Raw genomic sequence first — 22327 nt, forward strand, 5'->3', positions numbered from 1 at the left:
TGCAGGGGGGACCCTGTGGGAGAGTAGGACGCCGCCGAACAAATTTTATGGGAAACCCCCGCACCTTTTGGTGCGGGGGTTTTCTGCGTTCAGGGTCATTTAAGGTCGGAGCCATGCGCTATGACCTCATTCTCTTCGACAATGACGGTGTCCTGGTGGATAGTGAGCCGATCTCCAACCGGCATCTCGCCGCCTGTCTGACCGAGTGGGGACACCCGACGACGTACGAGGAATCCATCCGGGACTACATGGGTTCCGCCATGCACCGCGTTCACGACCTGGTGCTGGAGCGGACGGGAGAGCGGCTGCCCGCGGACTTCGACGAGGTCTTCCACGCGCGGGTGTTCGCGGCCTTCGAGCGGGAGCTGCGGCCCGTGGCCGGCGTCGAAGGGGTGCTGGAGAAACTGGTCGCCGACGGGATGCCGTACTGCGTGGCCTCCTCCGGAAGTCATGAGCGGATTCGGGTCGGGCACCGGGTGACCGGGCTCGACCGATGGTTCGAGGACGACCGCGTCTTCAGCTCGCAGGACGTCGGCCGGGGCAAGCCCGCCCCCGACCTGTTCCTGTACGCGGCGGAGCGGATGGGCGTCGCCCCCGAGCGGTGTCTCGTGGTGGAGGACTCCCCGCTGGGCGTGCGGGCGGCTGTGGCGGCCGGGATGGACGTGTACGGGTTCACCGCGATGACCCCGCCGGAGAGGCTCGCCGGTGCCACCCAACTGTTCTCCAGCATGGGCGAGTTGGCTGACCTGCTGGTGTGACCCCCGCCATCGGGCGGACCTGACGGATGTCATGCCGACCTCCGGACGTTCGTTTCTGTCGAAGGGGGCCCCTCGGCCGCGAAGCTGAGGGCATGACGAAGAACGCGGGGAACCAGGGCCAGGACCAGCGGCGCCGGCCGAGCATGCTGGACAACTTCAAGCCGCTGCTCATCGATGTCGCGCTGCCGCTCGGCTCGTACTACGTCTTCAAGGAAGCTTTCGGGATGGGCACCTTCGCCGCGCTCGCCTGGAGCAGTGTCGGGCCCGCGCTGCGGACCGTGTGGAGTCTGGTGCGGGAGCGGTCGGCCAATGGGCTCGCGCTGCTCATCCTGACCGTGAACGTGGTCGGGCTGGCGCTCAGCTTCGTCTCCGGGGACCCGAGGCTGATGCTGGCCAAGGACGGGGCGGTCAGCAGCACGGTCGCCATCGGCATCCTGGTGTCCGTGGCGCTCGGGCGTCCGATGATGACCGAGGGGATGAAGCCCTTCCTGGTGAAGGGTGATGCCGCCAGGGAGGGGGCCTGGCAGCGGCTCACCTCCGGAACCGCTGCCGGGTCCGCCGACTTCCGGCGCAAGGAGCGGGCGTTCTCCCTCGTGTGGGGTGTGGCGCTGCTCATCGAGTGCGTGGCGCGTGTGGTGGGCGCGTACACCATTCCTGTCGACACCATGGTGTGGCTCGGTGGGGTGTTGATGGCCGTGGTGATGGCGGTGACCTTCGTCTTCAGTGGCGCGGTCGCGGCCGGGCCGATGGAACGGATGCTGGGCGAGGAGGCCGCCGCGAAGCCGGCCGAGCCCGCCGGACCCAGCGGTAAGAAGCTCGCGGCCGCGGCCTGACCCCACCCCGACCGGCCGAAGATGAGCACAACTCATCTTTGGCCGGATCTGTTCAGCGCACCGCCGGGGCCCTACGCTCGCCGCCATGACTGAAGTGCTGCGGCGTGGCAGGGCCTCGCTGGCGTTCGGTTTCTTCACGCAGGGCGTCGCCTTCGCCCTGCTGGTGACGCGTATCCCGGCCGTGCAGGAGCGGTACGGGGTGTCCGACGCGCTGCTGCCCGTCTTCCTGGCCGCTGTGCCGATCCTGGCCGGGGTCGGGAGTGTGACGACCGAGCGGCTGGTGCGCCGGGTGCGGCCCAGCCTGCTGCTGCGCTGGTCCCAGCCGGTGGTGCTGCTGGCGCTGCTCGGCGTCGGGGCCGGGGATCAAGTGGCCGGGCTGGCGGTGGCTTTGGGGGTGTTCGGGCTGTCCGTGGGGATGCTGGACGCCTCCATGAACATGCTCGGGGTGAGCCTCCAGCGGGCCTATGGGCGCAGCATCATGCTGAGCTTCCACGCGGCGTACAGCCTGGGCGGAATCCTCGGGGCATCGCTCGCCTGGGTGGGTGCGCACGGGGAGTTGGCGTTGTGGGTGTCGTATCTGCCGGTCGTGGTCGTGCTGTTGCCGGCGGTGCTGGTGGGGAGCCGGTGGTATGTCGACGGGGAAGCGGAGCCGGAAGGGGCGGGGGAGAGCAACGGTGTCGCGTTCCGGGTGCTGTTGCCGCTGTGTCTGGTGATGACGTTCGCGTACATCGGGGACTCGACTGTCTCCAACTGGAGCGCGAAGTACGTGAAGGACGTGCTGGGCGGCTCGGAGCAGCTGGCGACGGTTCCCTACAACGTGTACATGGTGACCACGCTGCTCGGGCGGGCCGTGGGGGATCTCGGGGTGCGGCGGTTCGGGGCCGTGGCGGTGGTGCGGCTGGGGGCGTTGGTGGCGGCGTGCGGGTTCGCGGTGGTCGCGGTCGCGCCGGGGGCGTGGACGGGGATGCTCGGGTTCACCCTGCTGGGGGTCGGGCTGTGCGTGCTGGTGCCGCAGACCTTCGCGGCGGCGGGCAGGCTCGCTTCCGAAGGACCCGAAGGACACGGCCCGGGTGGCTCGGACGCGGCGATCGCGCGGCTCAACATCTTCAACTACGTCGGTTTCCTGATCGGTTCGCCGCTCGTGGGGGCGCTGGGGGACGCCTGGAGCTACCGCGGCGCGATGCTCGTACCGATGGCACTCGTGCTGGTGACGACGGTGTACGCCCGGTCGTTCGCCTCCGGAGCCGACCGATACGGTGGCGGGCATGAGCGGCCGCGCACAGCTGATGTGGGACGAGGCAGTAACGGGCTATGACTTCGGCCCGGACCATCCGATGGCTCCGGTGCGTCTGGAGCTGACCCGGAAGCTGGTGGCGGCCCTCGGCCTCGACCGGGAGCTGGAGATCGTCGCGGCCAAGCCGGCCGGGGAGTCGACGCTGCGGCTGGTGCACCGGGAGGACTACATCGACGCGGTGCGGACCGCGTCGGCGGACCCGCGCGCGGCGGACGGTTCGTACGGGCTGGGGACGGTCGACGATCCGGCGTTCGCCGGGATGCACGAGGTGTCCGCGCTGATCGCGGGGCAGTCGGTGGCGGCGGCCGAGGCGGTGTGGCGGGGGGACGCCGATCACGCGGTGAACTTCGCGGGCGGGCTGCACCACGCGATGCCGGGCGGGGCGTCCGGGTTCTGTGTGTACAACGACGCGGCGCTGGCCATCGCCCGGCTGCTGGAGCTGGGTGTCGAGCGGGTCGCCTATGTGGATGTCGATGTGCATCACGGGGACGGGGTGCAGGCGGCGTTCTGGGAGGACCCCCGGGTGCTGACGGTCTCGCTGCACGAGCATCCCCGGACGCTGTTCCCGGCGACCGGGTGGCCGCAGGAGACGGGTGCCGGGGCGGGCGAGGGCGCGGCGGTGAACGTGGCGCTGCCCGCCGGGACCGGGGACGCCGGGTGGCTGCGGGCGTTCCACGCGGTGGTGCCGGAGCTGCTGGCGGAGTTCCGGCCGCAGGTGCTGGTGTCGCAGCACGGTGCGGACACGCACTTCGAGGACCCGCTCGCGCATCTCGCGGTCTCGCTGGACGCGCAGCGGGCGGTGCAGGTGGCCTGCCATGAGCTGGCGCACACCTACGCGGACGGCAAGTGGCTGGCGCTGGGCGGCGGCGGGTACGCGGTGGTGGACGTGGTGCCGAGGTCCTGGACGCATCTCGTGGCGATCGCGGCCGGGCGGGAGATCGCGCCGGAGACGGTGATCCCGGAGGGCTGGCGGCAGGAAGTGTACGCGCGGACACGGCAGTTGGGGCCGCAGCGGATGACGGACGGGCGGTGGCCGGTGGGGTACGCGGCCTGGGAGTCCGGGTACGACCCGGCCGACCGGCTCGACCAGGCGGTGCTGGCCACCCGGCGCTCGGCGTTCCCGCTGCGCGGCCTGCTGGCGTGAACGGCACCGTCTGGCGTGAACGGTACCGCCGAGCGCGGCGAGTAATCGTTACGCCAACCGTGCGGTCTTTGCCCGTTCCGCCTCCGGGCGCCCGCCCGATGGGCCACGATCGCACCCGTGTTGGAGACCGGTGCCCTGCGCGCGCACCTGCTGGCTGCCCACCTCGCCGGGGAGGTCGCCACCACGCGGGAGGACAGCCTCCGCAACTACCGGCTGTTCGCCGCGCGGGACCCCCGCGCGCTGATCGGGATCGATCCCGAACGGTCCTGGGGGCAGCGTGAACTGCTCGATCTGATGGCGGACCGGTGCGGGGTCTCGCCCGATCCGCTGCATACTTCGGGCCGGGACGTGATCGACCCGGAGCGGACCCTCGTCGCGCTGGACGCCTTCGCGGGGGCGATCGCCGGCGCGGGCCGGCGGGGGGTGCCTGTGCTGTTCGGCACCGGGCACCCGCGGCAGCTCCTGGGGTTCTACGCCGCGCTCGCGGACGCGGTGTCGGCGGCGGGATGTGAGGTGCTCACCCCGGCGCAGGGTCGTTGTGTCGACATATTGACCCGGTTCGGTCTACGCACGCACCACCTCGACTACGTACGAGGGGTTGCCCTGGTGCGGGAACCGGCGAGCGGGCGCCCCGGTGGTGAGCCGGGTGCGCACAGCCATTCCCCGCTCCCGGTTCGGCTCGCGCTGGCCGCCGCGGCGGAGTCCGGCGGGCCCTTGCCGGGGCTGGTGGTCGGAGATCATGGATGGGTCTGCGGCGCAGGTCAGCTGGGGTTCGAGGCGATCGGGCTGGCCGACTCCGACGACCCCGCGCCGTTCGTCGGCGAGGCCGAGGGGACGGTGTCCGTCGTCGTTCCGCTTGATGACGCCGTACGGTCTGGTCACTACCGCCCGCTCACCCGCTACGTACTCAAACGAGCGTGTCTGTCACAGTAGGCCGCCGATGGGGACACCTCTTCCCCATTCGCATCACCCGCCCCTAGTCTGGGGAGTGAGCACGCAACGACGAAGAGTCACCGGAAGGGGAAGCCGGTGGCCGTCGAGTGCGGAAGGTTCAGGTGTGTCATGGCTGCAGCAGGCGAGAGGCCGTTGAACGAGGTCCAGTTCCTCACCGTGGCGGAAGTCGCCTCGGTGATGCGAGTGTCGAAGATGACCGTGTACCGGCTGGTGCACAGTGGTCATCTGCCCGCGATCCGGGTGGGGCGGTCCTTCCGCGTCCCCGAGCAAGCGGTTCACGAGTACCTCCGTGAGAGCTACGTGGGGGTGGAAACGGCCTGACGGCGGTCCGGAAGATCCCGGAACAACCCCTCGATTACGACCACGGCGCTCGGGCGGGTAGGCTGACCCCTCGTAGGTCGTATGGGCCCATGGCGCCCAGCAACCGAGTCATGAGAAGTGAGCGAGGGTAGTCGTGGGCTCTGTTATCAAGAAGCGGCGCAAGCGGATGGCCAAGAAGAAGCACCGCAAGCTGCTGAAGCGCACGCGCGTTCAGCGCCGCAACAAGAAGTAAGCGGCACCGCGCGAAGACGCGTCCCCGTGTGGCCCCCCGTCCGACAAGGGCGGGGGGCCACCGGCATGTCCGGGTCACCTCTCTGTGACACCGACCCGATAGGTTGGCCGCACACGGGGAACGCGGACGTGGACGCGGTCCTGGTGCGCGCTCGCGCCAGGTCGAAAGAGAGGCGCTGGTCTTGGGAAAGGTCGTGCTCGTCACCGGAGCCGCCCGGCAGCTCGGCGGCCGGTTCGTGCGGCGCGTCCAGCGGGACCCGGAGGTGGACCGGGTGATCGCCGTGGACGCCGTACCGCCCGCGCACGACCTGGGCGGCGCGGAGTTCATCCAGGCCGACATCCGCCAGCCGACCGTCGCCCGCGTGCTCGCCGAGACCGGCGCCGACACGGTCGTCCACATGGACGTGACCGGCACCGCGCTCGGTGGCGGCAGCCGGGCCACGGTCAAGGAGACCAATGTCATCGGCACCATGCAGCTGCTCGGTGCCTGCCAGAAGTCACCCGCGGTCAAGCGGCTGGTGGTGAAGTCCAGCACCAACGTCTACGGCTCCGCCCCGCGCGATCCGGCCGTGTTCACCGAGACCACCCCCGCCAAGTCGCTGCCCAGCGGCGGCTTCGCCAAGGACGCCGTCGAGGTCGAGGGATATGTGCGCGGGTTCGCCCGGCGCCGCCCCGATGTCGCGGTGTGCGTGCTGCGGTTCGCCAACATCCTCGGCCCCACCGCGGACACCCCGCTCGCCTCCTACTTCGCGCTGCCCGTCCTGCCGACCGTGTTCGGCTACGACCCCCGGCTGCAGTTCGTGCACGAGGACGATGTGATCGAGGTGCTGCGGATCGCCTCGCACGAACCGCGCCGGGGCACCCTCAACAGCGGCACCTTCAACATCGCCGGGGACGGTGTGCTGCTCCTCTCGCAAGCCTCGCGCCGGCTCGGCCGGCCCACCGTGCCGCTGCCGCTGCCCGCGGTCACCTGGGCCGGGTCGCTGGTGCGTACGCTCGGTATGACGGACTTCTCACCCGAGCAGATCCGGCTGCTCACCCACGGCCGGGTGGTCGAGACCGGCCAGATGCGCGAGACCCTCGGGTTCGCGCCCACGTACACGACGGCGGAGACGTTCGCGGACTTCGCGCGCGGACAGGGTCCGGGGCTGCTGCCGCCCGAGACCCTCGCGGAGGCCGTCGACCGGGTCGCCGCGCTGACCGCTGGGAGCGGCGCCCGTATTCCGCAGCCCGGCGCCAACTGAGGAGCGCAGCAACGATGGCGGACGCCAAGGTCATTCCGTTCGACGACGACCGGTCCCGCGGGGGCGCGGGGCAGCGGTCGCAGCGCCGCCGGAACACGGGCGGCCGGCCCGGCGCGGTCCAGCCGCTGCCCACCAGAGGCGGCGCCCGCGACGAGGAGCCCGTGACCGACGAGGAACAGCCGCGCGCCCGCGAGGAGTCCGACGCCCTCGAACAGCGCGTCGCACGCGGCCTCGCCTTCCTGCGCCGCCGGCTCACCGGGGACTACGACGTCGACGACTTCGGGTACGACGAGGAGCTGACCGACCAGGTCCTGATGTCCCTGCTGCGCCCGGTGTACGAGAAGTACTTCCGGGTCGAGGTGAAGGGCATCGAGAACATCCCGGCCGAGGGCGGCGCGCTGATCGTCGCCAACCACTCCGGGACACTGCCGCTGGACGGGCTGATGATGCAGGTCGCCGTGCACGACCGGCATCCGGCCGGCCGGCATCTGCGGCTGCTCGCGGCCGACCTGGTGTTCGTGCTGCCGGTGGTCAACGAGCTGGCCCGCAAGCTCGGTCACACCCTCGCCTGCACCGAGGACGCCGAACGGCTGCTCGGCCAGGGCGAGCTGGTCGGGGTGATGCCGGAGGGGTTCAAGGGGATCGGCAAGCCGTTCGGGGAGCGGTACAAGCTCCAGCGGTTCGGCCGGGGCGGGTTCGTCTCCACCGCGCTCAGGCAGGGGGCGCCGATCATCCCGTGCTCGATCGTCGGCGCCGAGGAGATCTACCCGATGATCGGCAACTCCAAGACGCTGGCGCGGCTGCTGGGTTTCCCGTACTTCCCGCTGACCCCGACCTTCCCCTGGTTCGGGCCGCTCGGCGCGATCCCGCTGCCGACGAAGTGGACCATCCAGTTCGGCGAGCCGATCCCCACGGACGGCTATCCGCCGGAGGCGGCCGAGGACCCGATGCTGATGTTCAACCTCACCGACCAGGTCCGCGAACAGATCCAGCACACGCTGTACAAGCTGCTGGTGCAGCGCCGTTCGGTGTTCTTCTGAGTTTCTTCCGGCTCCTTTCGAGGCCGCGCACACGACAACGGGGCGCCCCTGCTCGGAAAAGGGGCGCCCCGTTGTCGTACGCGCTTCGGGCTACTCGGCGTCCTTGCTGTCGATGCCCAGGCCGGGCAGCAGGCCCGGCAGGAGCGGCGGCAGGGTGACGTCCGGCTTGCCCGGCGGGGTGGACGACTTGCCCGCGGACGGCGAATCGCCCTCGGAGCCGGTCTTCGGCGGGTCCAGCAGACCGCCCGTGCTGCCGCCGAGCAGTCCGTCGCCGCTGTCGCCGGTGGCGGAGCCGCTGGGGGTGCCGGGGCTGCTGTCCCGGTCCTTGCCCGTCGACGGGGTGCCACCGGTGCTCGGGGAGCCGGACCGGTGGCTGCCGGCGGAGCCGGTCGGGGCCACGCCGGGACGTTCGCCGCTCTGGCCGTCGTCGCCCTTGGTGGCGGGCGGCTTCGGCAGCAGCGACTCCAGCGGGGCGACCTCCTGGTCTATGGCGTCGAAGACCGAGGAGACCTCGTCCTTCACATCACCGAGCTGGAACGGGAGCCGGTCGCTCAGCGTGCTCCACACCTCGCGGTGCGAGCGGGAGAAGGCGGAGAGCGCCTGGATCGGGCCGAGGGAGTCGGGGTCCGCCTCATAGGCCGCGTGGAGCAGACGGTGGCCCTCGGTGACGTCGTTGCGCATGCCGGAGAGGGTGCGGCGGATCTCTCCGATGGACTCGTGGTCCAGCTGCCCGCTCCGGTCGCGCTCCATCAGCCTGCGGGCCTCGTTGAGCCGGGTGGAGGCGTGGTCCAGATACGCCTGGCCGCGCTCGCCGTCGCCCTCGCTGAGGTAGTTCAGCTGGAAGTCCTCGATGCCGCGCTTGAGTCCGTACAGCGAATCGCCGGGCAGGGCCTCGGAGCTGGCGGCGGCCACTCCGCCGAAGGCGCCGGCGGCCACGCCCACGCTGAGGCCGCCCGCAGTGAGCCCCTTGGCCAGCCGGGACCTCGGGCGCAGCTTGCTCAGCGGGCTCGCCCGGTGTGCGCCCCGGCCGGGGGAACGCTGCCCGGGCACCGACGCCGGAGCGGCTCCGCCCAGGGTGCCCTCCTGGAGCATGGCCTCCATCGCGGCCACCAGCTGGGCCCGCTGGACGACCTTGACCTCCGGGTCGAGCTGCGGCTTGGGCAGCTCACCGAGGCCGTCGGCCAGGGCCAGCAGCTCACCCTGCCCGGATCTGCCCTCGGTGGGCGGTGATCCCGCCCGGTGCGCGTGCTCGGCCGCCGTGTCCCGGGCGGACTGTTCCTCCAGGGCCTGGGCGAAGGCGTTCGCCCGCCGGTGCGCCGATACGTTCGCAATCACTGGCGGCACCTCCTCTCGTCATGACGGTCGACTCCCCAGGGGGTCTCCTGAGGGTGGCACGCCCATGGCCACATCCACCCGATCGAGCGATCAGGTGGGTCAGGACGTGACCACAGGGAGCCTGTATCCCGCACAACGAGCGGCTCGGCACTTGGGTTACGGACGACGGGGCGCCGGATCGCAAAACCAACTCACTTTCACCAAGCGTGAGTTGGGCGTCGCTCTGCGTCGCGGGGTGGCCGGGGTCAGCGGGCGTCTTCCGGCAGGAGCCGGGCGAGGGTGCGCACGGCCCGGTACTGGAGGGTCTTGATGGCGCCCTCGTTCTTGCCCATCACCCGCGCGGTCTCGGCGACCGACAGGCCCTGGAGGAAGCGGAGTGTCACGCACTCCTGCTGCTGGGGGTTGAGCCGGCGCACCGCGTCCAGCAGCGCGGCGTTGGAGAGCGACTCCAGTACGGAGTCCTCGGGGGAGCGCGCGACCTCGTTGGCGTCGAGCATCTCGCCGGTGGTGACCTCCAGCCGGAAGCGGCTGGACTTGAAGTGGTCGGCGACCAGGTTGCGGGCGATCGTCACCAGCCAGGCGCCGAAGTCGCGGCCCTGCCAGGTGAAGGTGCCGATCCGGCGCAGGGCGCGCAGAAAGGTCTCGCTCGTCAGGTCCTCGGCGGTGGCCTTGCCGCCCACGCGGTAGTAGATGTACCGGTACACGGTGTCGCTGTACTGGTCGTAGAGGCGTCCGAAGGCGTCCGCCTCTCCTGCCTGGGCGCGTTCGACCAGGTCCATCATGCGGGCGCTGTCACTGTCCGCCGCCGGGCGGCGGGCGGCGGGCGCGCCCGTGGAGCGGGCTCGTCTGCCGACCGCGGCGCTGCGTTCGGCCAGTGCGTAGCACGGACCGAGGGGCGCGGCGCCGGCGAAGGCGGGGACGGTGTGCGCGGTGGGGACGAGGCCGCGCAGCGCGTCTTTGACCGTTGCGACAGTTGCGCGCAGCGTAGCCAGGCCCGAGGCGTCAACCCCGACGTGTGGGTACACGGGACTCCCAGAGGCAGAGCTTCCATCACGTGCAGTGCGGGCCCTTTCACCCGTCGTAGCGACGGAGGGGTACCGGTTTGCGTCTGAGGAGAATAACGCTTCGTGTAGACCCTGCTACACCCAGTTGCTCAAATCGTCGATTAGGTCGCCTGTGTTAGCGATTGACGACTGTTCAACTTGCCGAAACTGATCGGTTGTTGATCGAAACTGGGCTGATTTCTGTGAAAGCTGAGGCGTGTTCGAAGTCGAGATGCATAATTCGGGCGCGCGGGACCCGTACGGGACCGTCCCCGGCTCAGCGGCGGCGGCGGCTCAGAGCGATCGCCGCGGCCGTGCCGCCCGCCACCGCGCCGACGCCGGCGGCCGCCGGGATGCCGACCTTCGCCGCCTTGCGGCCGGTGCGGTAGTCCCGCAGCCGCCAGTCCTTGTCGCGGGCGTGCCGGCGCAGCTTGGCGTCCGGGTTGATGGCGTAGGGGTGGCCGACCAGCGAGAGCATCGGGATGTCGTTGTGACTGTCGCTGTACGCGGCGCAGCGCGACAGGTCCAGCCCCTCGGCGGCGGCCAGCGCCCGTACCGCCTCCGCCTTGGCCGGGCCGTGCAGCGGCTCGCCCACCAGGCGGCCGGTGTAGACGCCGTCGACCGACTCCGCGACCGTGCCCAGCGCGCCGGTGAGGCCGAGGCGGCGGGCGATGACCTGGGCGATCTCCACCGGGGCCGCCGTCACCAGCCACACCTTCTGTCCCGCGTCCAGGTGGGCCTGGGCGAGGGCGCGGGTACCGGGCCAGATCCGGTCGGCCATGTACTCGTCGTAGATCTCCTCGCCGATCGTCTCCAGCTCGGCCACGCGGTGGCCCTTGACGATGGAGAGCGCCGAGTCGCGGGCGTCCTGCATGTGCTCGGGGTCCTCGACGCCGGCCAGCCGGAACCACGCCTGCTGCCAGGCGAACTTGGCGAGGTCGCGGGTCTCGAAGAACTTCCGCTTGTACAGACCGCGCCCGAAGTGGAACAGCGCGGCGCCCTGCATCACGGTGTTGTCGAGATCGAAGAAGGCGGCGGCCCTCTCGTCGCCGAGCACGGGGAACTCCGGTTCCCGTTCGGCGCCCTCGGGCTCCGTCTGTTCCTGTGAGGACTTGCGGGCGGCCTCCGCGGAAGCCTCGCCTGCCAACACGCTCCGCGCCGTGGCGGAGCGCCTACGGGGGGTGAGCCATCCAAGAGCGGCCATGGCGTGAGCATAGCCAGTCCATCAGGTGGTTCCGGAGCCGAGAGGTTCGGAGGATGTGAACTCTCGGCGACCGTACGCGCGCGGGTACGGGGAGGGAGGGTGCGGGGAGGCGGGAGAATGGCCCGTATGAGTCCCCTCTTCCGGCGCAAGGCCGCCCCCCAGGAGCGGCTGGTCACCCTGATCCGCAAGCCCGGCTGCCATCTGTGCGACGACGCGCAGGCCGTGGTCGAGAAGGTCTGCGGGGAACTCGGCGTGCCCTGGGAGGGCAAGGACATCACCGGGGACCGCGAACTGTACGACCGCTACTGGGAGCAGATCCCGGTCGTCCTGGTCGACGGCGAGCAGCACACCTTCTGGCGGGTGGACGAGGGGCGGCTGCGGCGGGCGCTGACCGGCGGATGAGGGGTACGAAAGGGGCCTCGGGGGCGGGATTCGCGAGGAGTGTGTAGGTTTCGCCCCCAGGTAGGGCCCCGCAACGGGCATGCGTGACCCCGGTCACGTTGGCCGGGCAAATCGGACACCATCTTTGTGCACACGTTCACAAAGGCATAGCCTTCTTGTCGACGGGGCGGTCCGGGGAAGCATGACCGCTCACAGCCCCGCTCTACCCGCAGGAGCACCGTGGCAACTGGCCGAACTCACCGACCGGCGACCCGCAGCCGAGGGATTCCCGAGGCCACCGTCGCCCGGCTTCCGCTGTACCTCCGCGCGCTGACGGCCCTGTCGGAGCGCTCGGTCCCCACGGTCTCCTCCGAGGAACTGGCCGCGGCGGCGGGAGTCAACTCCGCCAAGCTGCGCAAGGACTTCTCCTACCTGGGCTCCTACGGCACCCGCGGTGTCGGGTACGACGTGGAGTACCTCGTCTACCAGATCTCCCGCGAGCTGGGCCTCACCCAGGACTGGCCCGTCGTCATCGTCGGTATCGGAAACCTCGGCGCGGCCCTCGCCAACTACGGCGGCTTCGCCTCGCGCGGCTTCCGGGTCGCGGCGCTGATAGACGCCGATCCCGCGATGGCCGGCAAGCCGGTCGCGGGCATCCCGGTCCAGCACACCGACGAGCTCGAGAAGATCATCGAGGACAACGGGGTCTCCATCGGCGTCATCGCCACCCCCGCCGGCGCCGCCCAGCAGGTCTGCGACCGGCTCGTGGCCGCCGGGGTGACCTCCATCCTGAACTTCGCGCCGACCGTGCTGACCGTCCCGGACGGCGTCGACGTGCGCAAGGTCGACCTCTCCATCGAGCTCCAGATCCTCGCCTTCCACGAGCAGCGCAAGGCCGGCGAGGAGACCGCCTCCGGCGACGGCGCCGTACCCGCGGCCGCCAAGCGCGCGAGCGCCGCCGGCCAGGGACCCGACGGGGACGTGCCCGCCGTGATGCCGGCATGAGCCTCCTCGTCGTAGGGCTGAGCCACCGCAGTGCCCCCGTGAGCGTGCTGGAACGGGCCGCGCTGAGCGCGGACGCCCAGGTCAAGCTGCTCCAGGACACCGTCGCCGCCGACCCGGCCACCGAGGCCGCGGTGCTGGCCACCTGCAACCGCATCGAGCTGTACGCGGACGTGGACAAGTTCCACGCCGGTGTCGCCGAGCTGTCCACGCTGCTCGCCCAGCACAGCGGGGTGGGCCTGGAGGAACTGACGCCGTTCCTCTACGTCCACTACGAGGACCGGGCCGTCCACCATCTGTTCTCGGTGGCCTGCGGGCTGGACTCCATGGTCGTCGGCGAGGGTCAGATCCTCGGCCAGATCAAGGACGCCCTCGCCCGCGCCCAGGAGCTGCACAGCGCCGGACGGCTGCTCAACGACCTCTTCCAGCAGGCCCTGCGGGTCGGCAAGCGCGCCCACTCCGAGACCGGCATCGACCGAGCCGGGCAGTCCCTGGTCACCTTCGGCCTGGAGCAGCTGGCCTCCGGCGCGGACGTGCCGGGCTGGGCCGCGGGCCGTACCGCGCTGGTCATCGGCGCCGGGTCGATGTCCTCGCTGGCCGCCGCCACGCTGGCGCGGGCCGGGGTCACCGAGATCGTCGTCGCCAACCGCACCTTCGAGCGCGCCGAGCGGCTCGCGAGCATCCTCGCCGAGACCGAGGGCGGTACGACCACCGCCCGCGCGGTCCGGATGGCCGCCGTGCCGGCCGAACTGACACGTGCCGACGTCGTCGTCTCCTGCACCGGCGCGACCGGTCTTGTGCTGACGGCCGACGCCGTCGCCGAGGCCGTCGCGGGCCGTACCGGCGAGGTGGCGGCCGACCTGGCCGACAGCGCGGCCGCGGCTCCGGCCGCGCTGCCCCCGACCAGCGTCGGAACCGACGAGAACTGCCCGCTGGACCTGGCCTCCGTACAGGGCACGCCCGGCTTCTCCGTGCACGGTGAGGCCGCCGTCGCGGGTATGGACGCGGCGACCCTGGAGCAGCACGCCGCCTGGGTCGGCGAGGGCACCTCCCTGCGGGAGCAGGGCCGCGAGCACGACGCGGGCGGCCGGCCCGGCCCCGAGGCCGACGCCGAGCTGATCGCCGCGCTCGCGCAGGCCGTCGCCACCGCCGGCCGCGTCCCCGAGTACCGCAGGCCCGAGCCGGTCGCGGAGATCCCCCGCCCGGCCCCGGCCGTCTTCCTCCTCGACCTCGCCATGCCCCGCGACATCGACGCGGCCGTGCACCGGCTGGCCGGGGTGCGTCTGGTGGACATCGAGTCGCTGGCCGAGGCGTCCGCCGACGCCCCGATGGCGTCCGACGTGGACCAGGTTCGGCGTATCGTCTCCGACGAGGTCGCGGCGTTCGGCGCGGCACAGCGGGCGGCGCACATCACGCCCACCGTCGTCGCGCTGCGCACCATGGCCGCCGATGTCGTCGCCGCCGAGATCGCGCGGCTCGACGGGCGCCTGACCGGCCTGGACGAACGCCAGCGCGGCGAGATCCGGCAGACCGTGCACCGTGTCGTGGACAAGCTGCTGCACGCGCCGACCGTACGGGTCAAGCAGCTCGCGGCCGAGCCCGGTGGCACCGGGTACGCGGACGCGCTGCGGACCCTGTTCGACCTCGACCCGGAGACGGTCGCCGCCGTCTCGCGGGCCGTGGACAACACAGACGAGAAGGACCGACCGGCATGACTGAGAAGGCACTGCGACTGGGAACCAGGCGGAGCAAGCTCGCCATGGCCCAGTCCGGGCAGGTGGCGGACGCCGTGAGCCGGGTGACCGGCCGGCCCGTCGAGCTGGTCGAGATCACCACGTACGGCGACGTCTCCCGTGAGGCGCTGGCGCAGATCGGCGGCACCGGGGTGTTCGTCACGGCGCTGCGGGACGCGCTGGTGCGCGGCGAGGTGGACTTCGCGGTTCATTCGCTCAAGGACCTGCCGACCACGCAGCCCGAGGAACTCGCGCTGGCCGCCGTGCCGGTGCGCGAGGACCCGCGGGACGTGATCGTCGCCCGTGACGCGCTGAAGTTCACCGACCTGCCGCGCGGCGCGCGCATCGGCACCGGCTCGCCGCGCCGCATGGCGCAGCTGAACGCGTATGCGCGCAGCCATGGGCTGGACATCGAGACGGTGGCGATCCGCGGCAACGTGGACACCCGGATCGGGTACGTCCACGAGGGGCGGCTCGACGCCGTCGTGCTCGCGGCCGCCGGACTCAACCGGATCGGCCGGAGCGACGAGGTGACCGACTTCCTGTCGGTCGACACGGTTCTGCCGGCCCCCGGCCAGGGGGCCCTGGCGATCGAGTGCGCCGCGTCGGACGCGGACCTCGTCGCCGCGCTCGGCGAACTCGACGACCCGCACACGCGGGCCGCCGTCACCGCCGAGCGGTCACTGCTCGCCGCGCTGGAGGCCGGCTGCAGCGCCCCTGTGGGTGCGCTGGCCGACCTGCTGGCCGACGGGCCTGTTGTCAAGGAAATGCGCCTGCGCGGCGTCGTCGGCACGACCGACGGCTCGAGCATGGTGCAGCTGTCCACCACCGGTTCCGTGCCCCTGACGCACGACGGGGCGATGGCACTCGGGCGCGAACTCGCTGCCGAGATGCTCGCCCAGGGCGCGGCCGGTCTGATGGGGGAGCGAGAACATTGAGCCCCACCGCCTTTCCCGCCGGTCCCGAACACGGGCACGTCACCTTCCTGGGTGCCGGACCCGGAGATCCGGGACTGCTGACTCTGCGCGCCGTGGAGGCGCTGTCCCACGCGGACGTCCTGGTCGCCGAGCACGAGGTGCTCGACGTGATCCGGACGCACGCCCGGCAGGGCGTCTCCGTCGTGCCGACGGAGGCGGTCTCCTCCCCGGACGCACTTCCTGGCGCACCCCAGCTGACAGTCGTTGACGGTTCGTCAACTCCCGCTGTGGCCCCGGCTGCTGCCCAGGATGCGGCTCATCTTGTCATGGAGGCCGCACGGGGCGGCAGGCGGGTGGTCCGTGCGGTCGCCGGTGATCCGGGACTGGACACGGACGCGGCCGAGGAGATGCTCGCCTGCGCCGCCGCCGGGGTGCCCTTCGAGGTCGTCCCCGGTGTCGCGGCCGCGACCGGTGTGCCCGCGTACGCCGGTGTGCCGCTCAGGGACGCGCGGGGCGCGGACGTGCGTTTCGTGGACGCGCGTACCGCCTCCGGCCGCTGCTGGACGGAGGTGGGCGCCTCGGACGGCACGGTGGTCGTCTCCGCCTCGCTGGACTCCGTCGCGGCCGCCGCCGCCGAGCTGGTCTCGGCGGGCCGCAAGCCGGACACCCCGCTGACGGTCACCATCGCCGGTACGACGACCCGCCAGCGCACCTGGGCGGCGACGCTCGGCACGATCGCGCAGACGCTGAAGCAGGCCAAGGTGCTGCCGTCCCCGGACGGCGGCCGCCCGGTCATAGCCGTGGTCGGTGAGCGGTCCGCCGCCGCCCGCCGCGACCAGCTCTCGTGGTTCGAGTCCAAGCCGCTGTTCGGCTGGAAGGTGCTCGTGCCGCGCACGAAGGAGCAGGCGGCCTCGCTCTCCGACCAGCTCCGCTCCTACGGCGCGGTGCCGCACGAGGTCCCGACGATCGCCGTCGAGCCGCCGCGCACCCCGCAGCAGATGGAGCGCGCGGTCAAGGGCCTGGTCACCGGCCGCTACGAGTGGATCGCGTTCACCTCGGTCAACGCGGTCAAGGCGGTCCGGGAGAAGTTCGAGGAGTACGGGCTCGACGCGCGTGCCTTCGCGGGCATCAAGGTGGCCGCGGTGGGCGAGCAGACGGCGAACGCGCTGATCGCCTTCGGTGTGAAGCCGGACCTGGTGCCGAGCGGTGAGCAGTCGGCCGCGGGTCTGCTGGAGGACTGGCCGCCGTACGACCCGGTCTTCGACCCGATCGACCGTGTCTTCCTGCCGCGCGCCGACATCGCCACCGAGACGCTGGTGGCCGGGCTGATCGAGCTGGGCTGGGAGGTGGACGACGTCACCGCGTACCGCACGGTCCGCGCCTCGCCGCCGCCGGCGGACACCCGTGAGGCGATCAAGGGCGGCGGCTTCGACGCCGTGCTCTTCACCTCGTCCTCCACGGTCCGCAACCTGGTCGGCATCGCGGGCAAGCCGCACAACGTGACGGTGATCGCCTGCATCGGCCCCGCCACGGCCAAGACGGCCGAGGAGCACGGCCTCCGGGTCGACGTGATGGCTCCGGAGCCGTCCGTCCACAAGCTGGCGGAGGCCCTGGCCGCCTTCGGCATGAAGCGGCGCGCGTCCGCGGTGGAGGCGGGCGATCCGGTGACCCGGCCGAGCGAGCGGCGGCCCGGGGCGCGTCGCCGGCGGACGACGACCTGAGGCTCTTGAAGACATGAGCGGGGTGTCCCTTCCAGGGGCACCCCGCTCGTGTTTTTCCGGGCATCTTTCAGCGGGCCACCGGCGCCCGAGAACACGTATGACGGTGTGGCGGGGGCCGGGGCGACGGGACGTAAAAGACCAAAGAACCCGGGAAACTCCCCCTCGCCGAGCGGTTCCCCGAGGGGCGTGACCGGATCGCCTTCGCCCTGCGGGAGCTGGAGGCGCACGGGTACCTCCGGCGGGTGCGGGAGCGTACGGAGACCGGGCGCATCGTCACCCGTACCTACGCACACCACCTCCCCTTTCATGTGCCCGCCGTTCCCGGCCGTGTCGCGGCGCCCCGAGTCCGCCGACCGGTGCCCCGCCTCTCGCGGGACGGCCAGGGCACGTCGCAGGAGGACGACCGAGGTGCCGGCCCGGCGCAGCCGATGCCCTCGGTGGTGATCGCTGCGACGGCTGCGAACGCGCATTTCGCGGACCGGAACCCGGGCGTTGCCGGGACTGCCGATCCGCCCTCGCGACGACGTGCGCGGCATGAGCACCTGTCTGTCCGTACCGATCCCCGAAGCCGCTCGGCCGGTCGAGGGTCCGACTGCGCGTCGGTAAAGGCATGTGAAGAGCGGGCGTAGCGTAGAAGGCATGTCGAAGTACGGATCTTTTCCCGGTACCCGTCCCCGGCGGCTGCGGACGTCGCCCGTCATGCGGCGGATGGTCGCCGAGACGCGGCTGCATCCGGCCGACTTCATTCTTCCGGCGTTCGTCCGGGAGGGCGTGAGCGAGCCGGTGCCGATCGCCGCGATGCCCGGTGTCGTGCAGCACAGCCGCGACAGTCTGAAGAAGGCTGCGCTGGAGGCCGTGGAGGCCGGGGTCTCCGGGATCATGCTGTTCGGGGTGCCGGAGGAGTCGAAGAAGGACGGACTCGGCACGCCGGGCACCGACCCGGACGGCATCCTCCAGGTCGCCCTGCGCGATGTGCGCGCCGAGGTCGGTGACGAGCTGCTCATCATGTCCGACCTGTGCCTGGACGAGTTCACCGATCACGGGCACTGCGGTGTGCTGGACGCCGAGGGCCGCGTCGACAACGACGCCACGCTGGAGCGGTACGCCGAGATGGCGCAGGTCCAGGCGGACGCGGGCGCCCACGTGGTCGGCCCGAGCGGCATGATGGACGGCCAGATCGGTGTCGTCCGGGACGCGCTGGACCAGATCGGCCGGGAGGACGTGGCGATCCTCGCCTACACCGTCAAGTACTCCTCGGCGTTCTACGGCCCCTTCCGCGAGGCCGTCGGCTCCTCGCTCCAGGGCGACCGCAAGACCTACCAGCAGGACCCCGCCAACCTCCGCGAGTCCCTGCGGGAGCTGGAACTGGACCTGGCCGAGGGCGCGGACATGGTCATGGTCAAGCCGGCTGGCCCGTACCTGGACATCCTGGCGCGCGTCGCCGACGCGGTGGACCTGCCGGTGGCCGCGTACCAGATCTCCGGTGAGTACTCGATGATCGAGGCCGCCGCCGAGAAGGGCTGGATCGACCGCGACCGGGCCATCTTCGAGACCCTGACGGGGATCAAGCGGGCCGGGGCGCGCAACATCCTCACCTACTGGGCGACCGAGGTCGCGCAGAAGCTGCGCTGAGGGGCGTCGGCGCCACATGACGTCGGGGCCGGTACCGCGGTGATCACCGCGGTACCGGCCCCGTTCCGTGTGCCCTTGGCTCAGGGGCGCTTGATGTTGATGACGGTGGTCTTCGTCCGCTCGTGGTTCTGGGCGTAGTCGACCGAACGGAACTGCAGCCGGTGCTTGCCCTTGCCGTGCACCGTGATCTCCGACTTGTACTTCTTCCACCCGGCGCCGTCGAGCTTGTACTCGGTCCTGGCCACGCCGGACACGCGGTCCTTGGCGGTCAGGGTGACGCACACGTCCGAGTGGTGGTCGCCGTGCTTGTCGGGGCGCGGGGCGACACGGGCCTTGGTGACCGGCGGCTTGGTGTCCAGCGGGAGGTTCAGCGCGGCCTCGCTCGGGGTCAGCTCGTCCTCCCGGGTCGGGGGCGGCACGTTGCCCGAAGCCTCGGTGCGGCCGACGGAGCCGACGCGCAGCAGGAGGTTGCTCCAGTCGTCGAAGCCGGTGAGCACCGTGCGCTGTCCGTCGTTGTTGACGTCGAAGGCGACCGGCATCGCATCGATCACGCCGTTGCAGTTCCAGTCGACCTGGCCCTGTGAGGCGGCCACGTTGACGAAGGAGCCGCCGTTGCTGCCCGGGCACCAGTGCCGGACGTCGTAGTTCCCGCTGCTGGCGGGGTACGTCTGCTCGTTCAGGCTGTTCTCGTTCAGCGAGGTGTTCTGGCGGGAGAGGTCCGTGTTCCCGGTGCTGGTCCCGGTCGTCAGACCGAACTGGTACAGGTAGTTCATCACGCTGAAGTACTGCGGCTTGTTGTTGACGTTCTGGTCGCCGCCGTGCTCCAGGTTGAGGTTGTGGCCCAGCTCGTGCATGAACGTGCCGGCCTGCTCGGCGACCGTGCCCACCTGGCCCGTGAAGCTGCCCAGGCTGACGATGAGGTCACTGCCCGGGGTGGGGGCGATGCCGCTGGAGGGGGTGCCGGCCTGGAGATTGTGGGCCGAGATGGCGTAGTGGAAGATCGGCGCCCGGCCGGTGCTGGTGAAGCCGCCGGTCTGCGTCTTGATCGTGTTGAAGGCGTTCCACTGGTACAGGCCGCCCACCGCCGTGCCCAGGTTGGTCTGCTCCGTGAGCGGCCGGCCCTTGCCCAGGGTGCCCCACGTCGCGTTGGTCGCGAAGTTCATGATGCTGTTCGGCCCGGCGTCCACATGCAGATTGATGCCGGTGGTCGGCGAGTGCCGTGAGTAGGGCGAGTTCGCGAAGGCATCGACCACCTGCTTGATGGCCGCGGGGTCGAGCGCGTGGCTGTGGTTGTCGTTCGCCATCCAGTCGAGCTGGACGAAGACGTCCGGCTTGTTGACGGTGGCGCCCATCGCGGGCAGGTTGATGAACTGCAGACCCGGTCCGGGCGCGGTGTGGGCGCTGCCGTCGGCCGGGTTGATGTAGATGCCGTTCTGCTTCCAGCTGTCGGGGATGCCGTCGCAGGTCGTGGAGTTGCAGTCGAAGGTGAAGTCGACGGTCGCGTTGAATCCCTCGCCGCCGCTGCGGTTGATCACATAGCCGGACGGGGCCGACTGGGTGTAGGTGTTCTCGCCGACGACGGGCGCGGTCCAGCCGATCTGGGTCCGGGCGGTCTCCCGGTAGATGTTGAAGCTGACGGTCCCGAAGTTGCCGCGGGGGTCGCCGCAGGCGTCGAGGGTCCAGCTGGCGGTGGCGCCCGCGTTGATGCGCTCCGGCAGCGCCGCGGGGCATCCGTTGTAGCTGTTGGGCCCAAGGGTCAGGTCGCGGTCGCTGTTGTTGGTGAACCTCACCGTCAGCAGCGTGCCGGCGCGCTGGGCGGCGGCCGACGCTCCGGCCGCCGCCAGGGTGAGCAGGGCCACGGCCAGGGCCAGGACGCCCAGTGTCGTGCGCCTGCCCGCTCGTGTCCGGGCCGCGGGACCACTCCCGCTCACCGCGGCACTGCGGTAACGCTGTGTGTTCATGTCGGCACGTTATGACTGCGCTCAGTGGTTGCCCTGTGCGGCTCGTCGTACAGTCACTCCGCTGGCCGTCCGCTGTCCGGCGCGGACGGTGCCGTTCGTGTGCGGGGTCGTTTGCGTGCCGGGCCGGAAGACGGCTACTTCTGCTCGCCGGTCCTCCGCTCCGGTGCGGCCGGACCCTGGAGCTCCAGCCGGCCGTTGGCCTGCTCGGGGCTGTCGGCCGGCTTGAGGCCGCTTCCACCGTTGAGGTTGTTGCGGACCGAGTCCAGGATCGTCAGGCCCTGGGCCACCAGGCCGGCCGCTATCTCGCCGAGGCCGTCCGCGCCGTTCAGGACGTTGACGTTGGCCCCGGCGAGGCCGCCCGCGGCCTCCTTCACGATCTGCGGGAGCTGGTCGATCAGCATCCGGTCGAGGGCGACCCGGTCGTGCGAGGCGGCCGCGGCGGCCTGGATCTTCATTCGCTCCGCGTCGGCGATGGCGATGATCCTCACCCGCTCCGCCTCCGCCTCCGCGGGCTTCACGATCTCCGCGACCAACTGCTGCTGGCGCAGCTTCGCCTGACGCTGGGCCAGCTCCGTCTGGGCGGCCAGCACCTCCTGCTGCGCGTGCGCCTGCGCCAGCGGTCCGGCCTGGGCGGCCTCGGCCTGGGCGCGGTCCACCTGCGCCGAGTACTCCGCCTTGACCACCGCGGTCTGCCGGGCGTACTCGGCCTGCTTGCGGGCCGCGTCCTGCTCGGCCTCGGCGGCGGCCTGGTTGGCCTGGGCCTGGGCGATCTGGGCCTGCCGCTGGATGGCCGCCTTGTGCGGGGCGGACATCGCGTCGATGTAGCCGGTGTCGCCGTCGTCGATCGACTGGATCTGGAGCGAGTCCACGATCAGGCCGATCTTCGCCATCTCCGTCTTCGAGGTGTCCAGCACCTCGGCCGCGAGCTTCTGCCGCTCCGTGACGATCTCCTCGACCGTCATGGAGCCGATGATGGCGCGCAGATGGCCCGCGAAGATCCGGCCGGTCAGCACCGACATCTGCTCCTGGTCGGAGAGGAAGCGCTGTCCGGCGTTGATGATGCTCTCGGAGTCGTTGCCGACCTTGAACGCGATCACGGCGCGGACGTGCAGTGCGATGCCCTGCCTGGTCACACAGGTCTCGGTGACCTCGGCCTCGCACATCGACAGCGTGAGGAAGCGGACCTTGCGGAAGACGGGGAGCACGAACTTGCCGTGCCCCGTCACCACCCGGAACGGCGCGCCCCCCAGTCCCCGCCGGCCTCCCGAGATCAGCATCGCCTCGTCGGGGGCGGGAACGCGGTAACCGAACATACTGCTCGTCTCCTCAGTCGACGCCGGCGGACATCCCGCCCAACGTGTCCAATGGATCGCCCCACGCGATGACATCGACCTCACGGAACCCCCGTGACTCGATCACGAGTACGGTCGCCCCGCGCGGCAGCGGCTCCTGCGACCAGGCGAGGAAGGTCTCGGAGCCGCCTCTGACCCGCACCAGGATCTCGCCGGGACCGGCGGAGCCGCGCGTGCCGATGAGCAGTTCCCCCGTGCAGCCGATCACGGCTTCGTCCTGTGCCATC

21 protein-coding genes are annotated in these 22327 nt (G+C 71.2%); 15 read left to right on the forward strand and 6 right to left on the reverse strand.

All coding sequences use genetic code 11. The features are described from left to right. Positions 1-113 precede the first annotated feature (113 nt). The 9 genes from ACIGA3_RS25540 to ACIGA3_RS25580 all read left to right on the forward strand — a co-directional run bounded on the left by ACIGA3_RS25540 (position 114) and on the right by ACIGA3_RS25580 (position 7819). Positions 114-758, forward strand: coding sequence for an HAD family hydrolase (locus ACIGA3_RS25540; RefSeq protein WP_399719924.1), 645 nt, complete (start codon positions 114-116; stop codon positions 756-758). A 92-nt stretch (positions 759-850) separates the two neighbouring features. Beyond that, positions 851-1591 (forward strand): VC0807 family protein, encoded by a 741-nt coding sequence (locus tag ACIGA3_RS25545; RefSeq protein ID WP_399719927.1) that lies wholly within the window; start codon positions 851-853, stop codon positions 1589-1591. 85 nt (positions 1592-1676) lie between these two features. Then, positions 1677-2906 (forward strand): MFS transporter, encoded by a 1230-nt coding sequence (locus ACIGA3_RS25550; RefSeq protein ID WP_399719929.1) that lies wholly within the window; start codon positions 1677-1679, stop codon positions 2904-2906. Then, positions 2857-4029 carry an acetoin utilization protein AcuC gene (locus ACIGA3_RS25555; protein WP_399719932.1) on the forward strand — a complete coding sequence of 391 codons (1173 nt, stop codon included), beginning with the start codon at positions 2857-2859 and terminating at the stop codon, positions 4027-4029. Before ACIGA3_RS25550 ends, ACIGA3_RS25555 begins: the two co-directional genes overlap by 50 nt. Before the next feature lie 117 nt (positions 4030-4146). Beyond that, entirely contained in the window at positions 4147-4962 is an 816-nt protein-coding gene (locus ACIGA3_RS25560; protein ID WP_399719935.1) for a phosphatase, read from the forward strand. Between the two features lie 129 nt (positions 4963-5091). Continuing rightward, positions 5092-5304: a helix-turn-helix domain-containing protein gene (locus ACIGA3_RS25565; protein WP_004984898.1), complete on the forward strand. Its 213-nt coding sequence runs from the start codon at positions 5092-5094 to the stop codon at positions 5302-5304. A gap of 133 nt (positions 5305-5437) precedes the next feature. Further along, positions 5438-5536 (forward strand): 30S ribosomal protein bS22, encoded by a 99-nt coding sequence (locus tag ACIGA3_RS25570; RefSeq protein WP_003948845.1) that lies wholly within the window; start codon positions 5438-5440, stop codon positions 5534-5536. A gap of 181 nt (positions 5537-5717) precedes the next feature. Beyond that, on the forward strand, positions 5718-6779 hold the full coding sequence (locus ACIGA3_RS25575) for an NAD-dependent epimerase/dehydratase family protein (protein WP_399719938.1): 1062 nt from the start codon (positions 5718-5720) through the stop codon (positions 6777-6779). Between the two features lie 14 nt (positions 6780-6793). Next, entirely contained in the window at positions 6794-7819 is a 1026-nt protein-coding gene (locus ACIGA3_RS25580; protein WP_399719941.1) for a lysophospholipid acyltransferase family protein, read from the forward strand. A gap of 90 nt (positions 7820-7909) precedes the next feature. Here ACIGA3_RS25580 and ACIGA3_RS25585 read toward each other — a convergent pair whose 3' ends face one another. The 3 genes from ACIGA3_RS25585 to ACIGA3_RS25595 all read right to left on the reverse strand — a co-directional run bounded on the left by ACIGA3_RS25585 (position 7910) and on the right by ACIGA3_RS25595 (position 11401). Next, complete coding sequence (locus tag ACIGA3_RS25585) at positions 7910-9154, reverse strand: DUF5667 domain-containing protein (RefSeq protein WP_399719944.1); 1245 nt, start codon at positions 9152-9154, stop codon at positions 7910-7912. A gap of 245 nt (positions 9155-9399) precedes the next feature. Then, positions 9400-10179 (reverse strand): ECF subfamily RNA polymerase sigma factor, BldN family, encoded by a 780-nt coding sequence (locus ACIGA3_RS25590; protein WP_399719945.1) that lies wholly within the window; start codon positions 10177-10179, stop codon positions 9400-9402. 295 nt (positions 10180-10474) lie between these two features. Further along, complete coding sequence (locus tag ACIGA3_RS25595) at positions 10475-11401, reverse strand: HAD family hydrolase (RefSeq protein ID WP_399719948.1); 927 nt, start codon at positions 11399-11401, stop codon at positions 10475-10477. 117 nt (positions 11402-11518) lie between these two features. On the opposite strand from ACIGA3_RS25595, the gene ACIGA3_RS25600 reads away from it, so the two are divergent. The 6 genes from ACIGA3_RS25600 (at position 11519) to hemB (ending at position 18787) form a co-directional block, all read left to right on the forward strand. Beyond that, the gene (locus ACIGA3_RS25600) at positions 11519-11803 is read left to right on the forward strand and encodes a glutaredoxin family protein (protein ID WP_399719951.1); all 285 of its coding nucleotides are present in this window, start codon (positions 11519-11521) and stop codon (positions 11801-11803) included. A gap of 219 nt (positions 11804-12022) precedes the next feature. After that, positions 12023-12787 (forward strand): redox-sensing transcriptional repressor Rex, encoded by a 765-nt coding sequence (locus ACIGA3_RS25605; RefSeq protein WP_399719954.1) that lies wholly within the window; start codon positions 12023-12025, stop codon positions 12785-12787. Continuing rightward, positions 12784-14499 carry a glutamyl-tRNA reductase gene (locus ACIGA3_RS25610; RefSeq protein ID WP_399719957.1) on the forward strand — a complete coding sequence of 572 codons (1716 nt, stop codon included), beginning with the start codon at positions 12784-12786 and terminating at the stop codon, positions 14497-14499. The genes ACIGA3_RS25605 and ACIGA3_RS25610 overlap by 4 nt, the downstream gene beginning before the upstream one ends. Further along, positions 14496-15455, forward strand: coding sequence for a hydroxymethylbilane synthase (gene hemC / locus ACIGA3_RS25615; RefSeq protein ID WP_399719959.1), 960 nt, complete (start codon positions 14496-14498; stop codon positions 15453-15455). Before ACIGA3_RS25610 ends, hemC begins: the two co-directional genes overlap by 4 nt. Next, on the forward strand, positions 15452-17155 hold the full coding sequence (locus ACIGA3_RS25620; RefSeq protein WP_399719962.1) for a uroporphyrinogen-III synthase: 1704 nt from the start codon (positions 15452-15454) through the stop codon (positions 17153-17155). Before hemC ends, ACIGA3_RS25620 begins: the two co-directional genes overlap by 4 nt. 639 nt (positions 17156-17794) lie before the next feature. After that, positions 17795-18787, forward strand: a complete 993-nt coding sequence (hemB, locus tag ACIGA3_RS25625) for a porphobilinogen synthase (RefSeq protein WP_399719965.1) — start codon at positions 17795-17797, stop codon at positions 18785-18787. An 80-nt stretch (positions 18788-18867) separates the two neighbouring features. Here hemB and ACIGA3_RS25630 read toward each other — a convergent pair whose 3' ends face one another. The 3 genes from ACIGA3_RS25630 to ACIGA3_RS25640 form a co-directional block, all read right to left on the reverse strand. Then, the gene (locus ACIGA3_RS25630) at positions 18868-20748 is read right to left on the reverse strand and encodes an OmpL47-type beta-barrel domain-containing protein (protein WP_399719967.1); all 1881 of its coding nucleotides are present in this window, start codon (positions 20746-20748) and stop codon (positions 18868-18870) included. A 134-nt stretch (positions 20749-20882) separates the two neighbouring features. Further along, entirely contained in the window at positions 20883-22061 is a 1179-nt protein-coding gene (locus ACIGA3_RS25635) for an SPFH domain-containing protein (protein ID WP_399719969.1), read from the reverse strand. 13 nt (positions 22062-22074) lie between these two features. After that, positions 22075-22326, reverse strand: a complete 252-nt coding sequence (locus tag ACIGA3_RS25640) for a hypothetical protein (RefSeq protein WP_355190363.1) — start codon at positions 22324-22326, stop codon at positions 22075-22077. Between the last annotated feature and the right edge of the window lies 1 nt (position 22327).

Origin of the sequence: Streptomyces sp. NPDC085596 (assembly GCF_044541565.1) — a bacterium.
Classification (GTDB): Bacteria; Actinomycetota; Actinomycetes; order Streptomycetales; family Streptomycetaceae; genus Streptomyces.

Bases quoted from the DNA above. Each gene is read 5' to 3' on its own strand.
- ACIGA3_RS25540 (WP_399719924.1), top strand. From the start codon at position 114: ATGCGCTATGACCTCATTCTCTTCGACAATGACGGTGTCCTGGTGGAT.
- ACIGA3_RS25545 (WP_399719927.1), top strand. From the start codon at position 851: ATGACGAAGAACGCGGGGAACCAGGGCCAGGACCAGCGGCGCCGGCCG.
- ACIGA3_RS25550 (WP_399719929.1), top strand. From the start codon at position 1,677: ATGACTGAAGTGCTGCGGCGTGGCAGGGCCTCGCTGGCGTTCGGTTTC.
- ACIGA3_RS25555 (WP_399719932.1), top strand. From the start codon at position 2,857: ATGAGCGGCCGCGCACAGCTGATGTGGGACGAGGCAGTAACGGGCTAT.
- ACIGA3_RS25565 (WP_004984898.1), top strand. From the start codon at position 5,092: ATGGCTGCAGCAGGCGAGAGGCCGTTGAACGAGGTCCAGTTCCTCACC.
- ACIGA3_RS25580 (WP_399719941.1), top strand. From the start codon at position 6,794: ATGGCGGACGCCAAGGTCATTCCGTTCGACGACGACCGGTCCCGCGGG.
- ACIGA3_RS25595 (WP_399719948.1), bottom strand. From the start codon at position 11,401: ATGGCCGCTCTTGGATGGCTCACCCCCCGTAGGCGCTCCGCCACGGCG.
- ACIGA3_RS25600 (WP_399719951.1), top strand. From the start codon at position 11,519: ATGGCCCGTATGAGTCCCCTCTTCCGGCGCAAGGCCGCCCCCCAGGAG.
- ACIGA3_RS25610 (WP_399719957.1), top strand. From the start codon at position 12,784: ATGAGCCTCCTCGTCGTAGGGCTGAGCCACCGCAGTGCCCCCGTGAGC.
- hemC (WP_399719959.1), top strand. From the start codon at position 14,496: ATGACTGAGAAGGCACTGCGACTGGGAACCAGGCGGAGCAAGCTCGCC.
- hemB (WP_399719965.1), top strand. From the start codon at position 17,795: ATGTCGAAGTACGGATCTTTTCCCGGTACCCGTCCCCGGCGGCTGCGG.
- ACIGA3_RS25630 (WP_399719967.1), bottom strand. From the start codon at position 20,748: ATGAACACACAGCGTTACCGCAGTGCCGCGGTGAGCGGGAGTGGTCCC.
- ACIGA3_RS25635 (WP_399719969.1), bottom strand. From the start codon at position 22,061: ATGTTCGGTTACCGCGTTCCCGCCCCCGACGAGGCGATGCTGATCTCG.
- ACIGA3_RS25640 (WP_355190363.1), bottom strand. From the start codon at position 22,326: ATGGCACAGGACGAAGCCGTGATCGGCTGCACGGGGGAACTGCTCATC.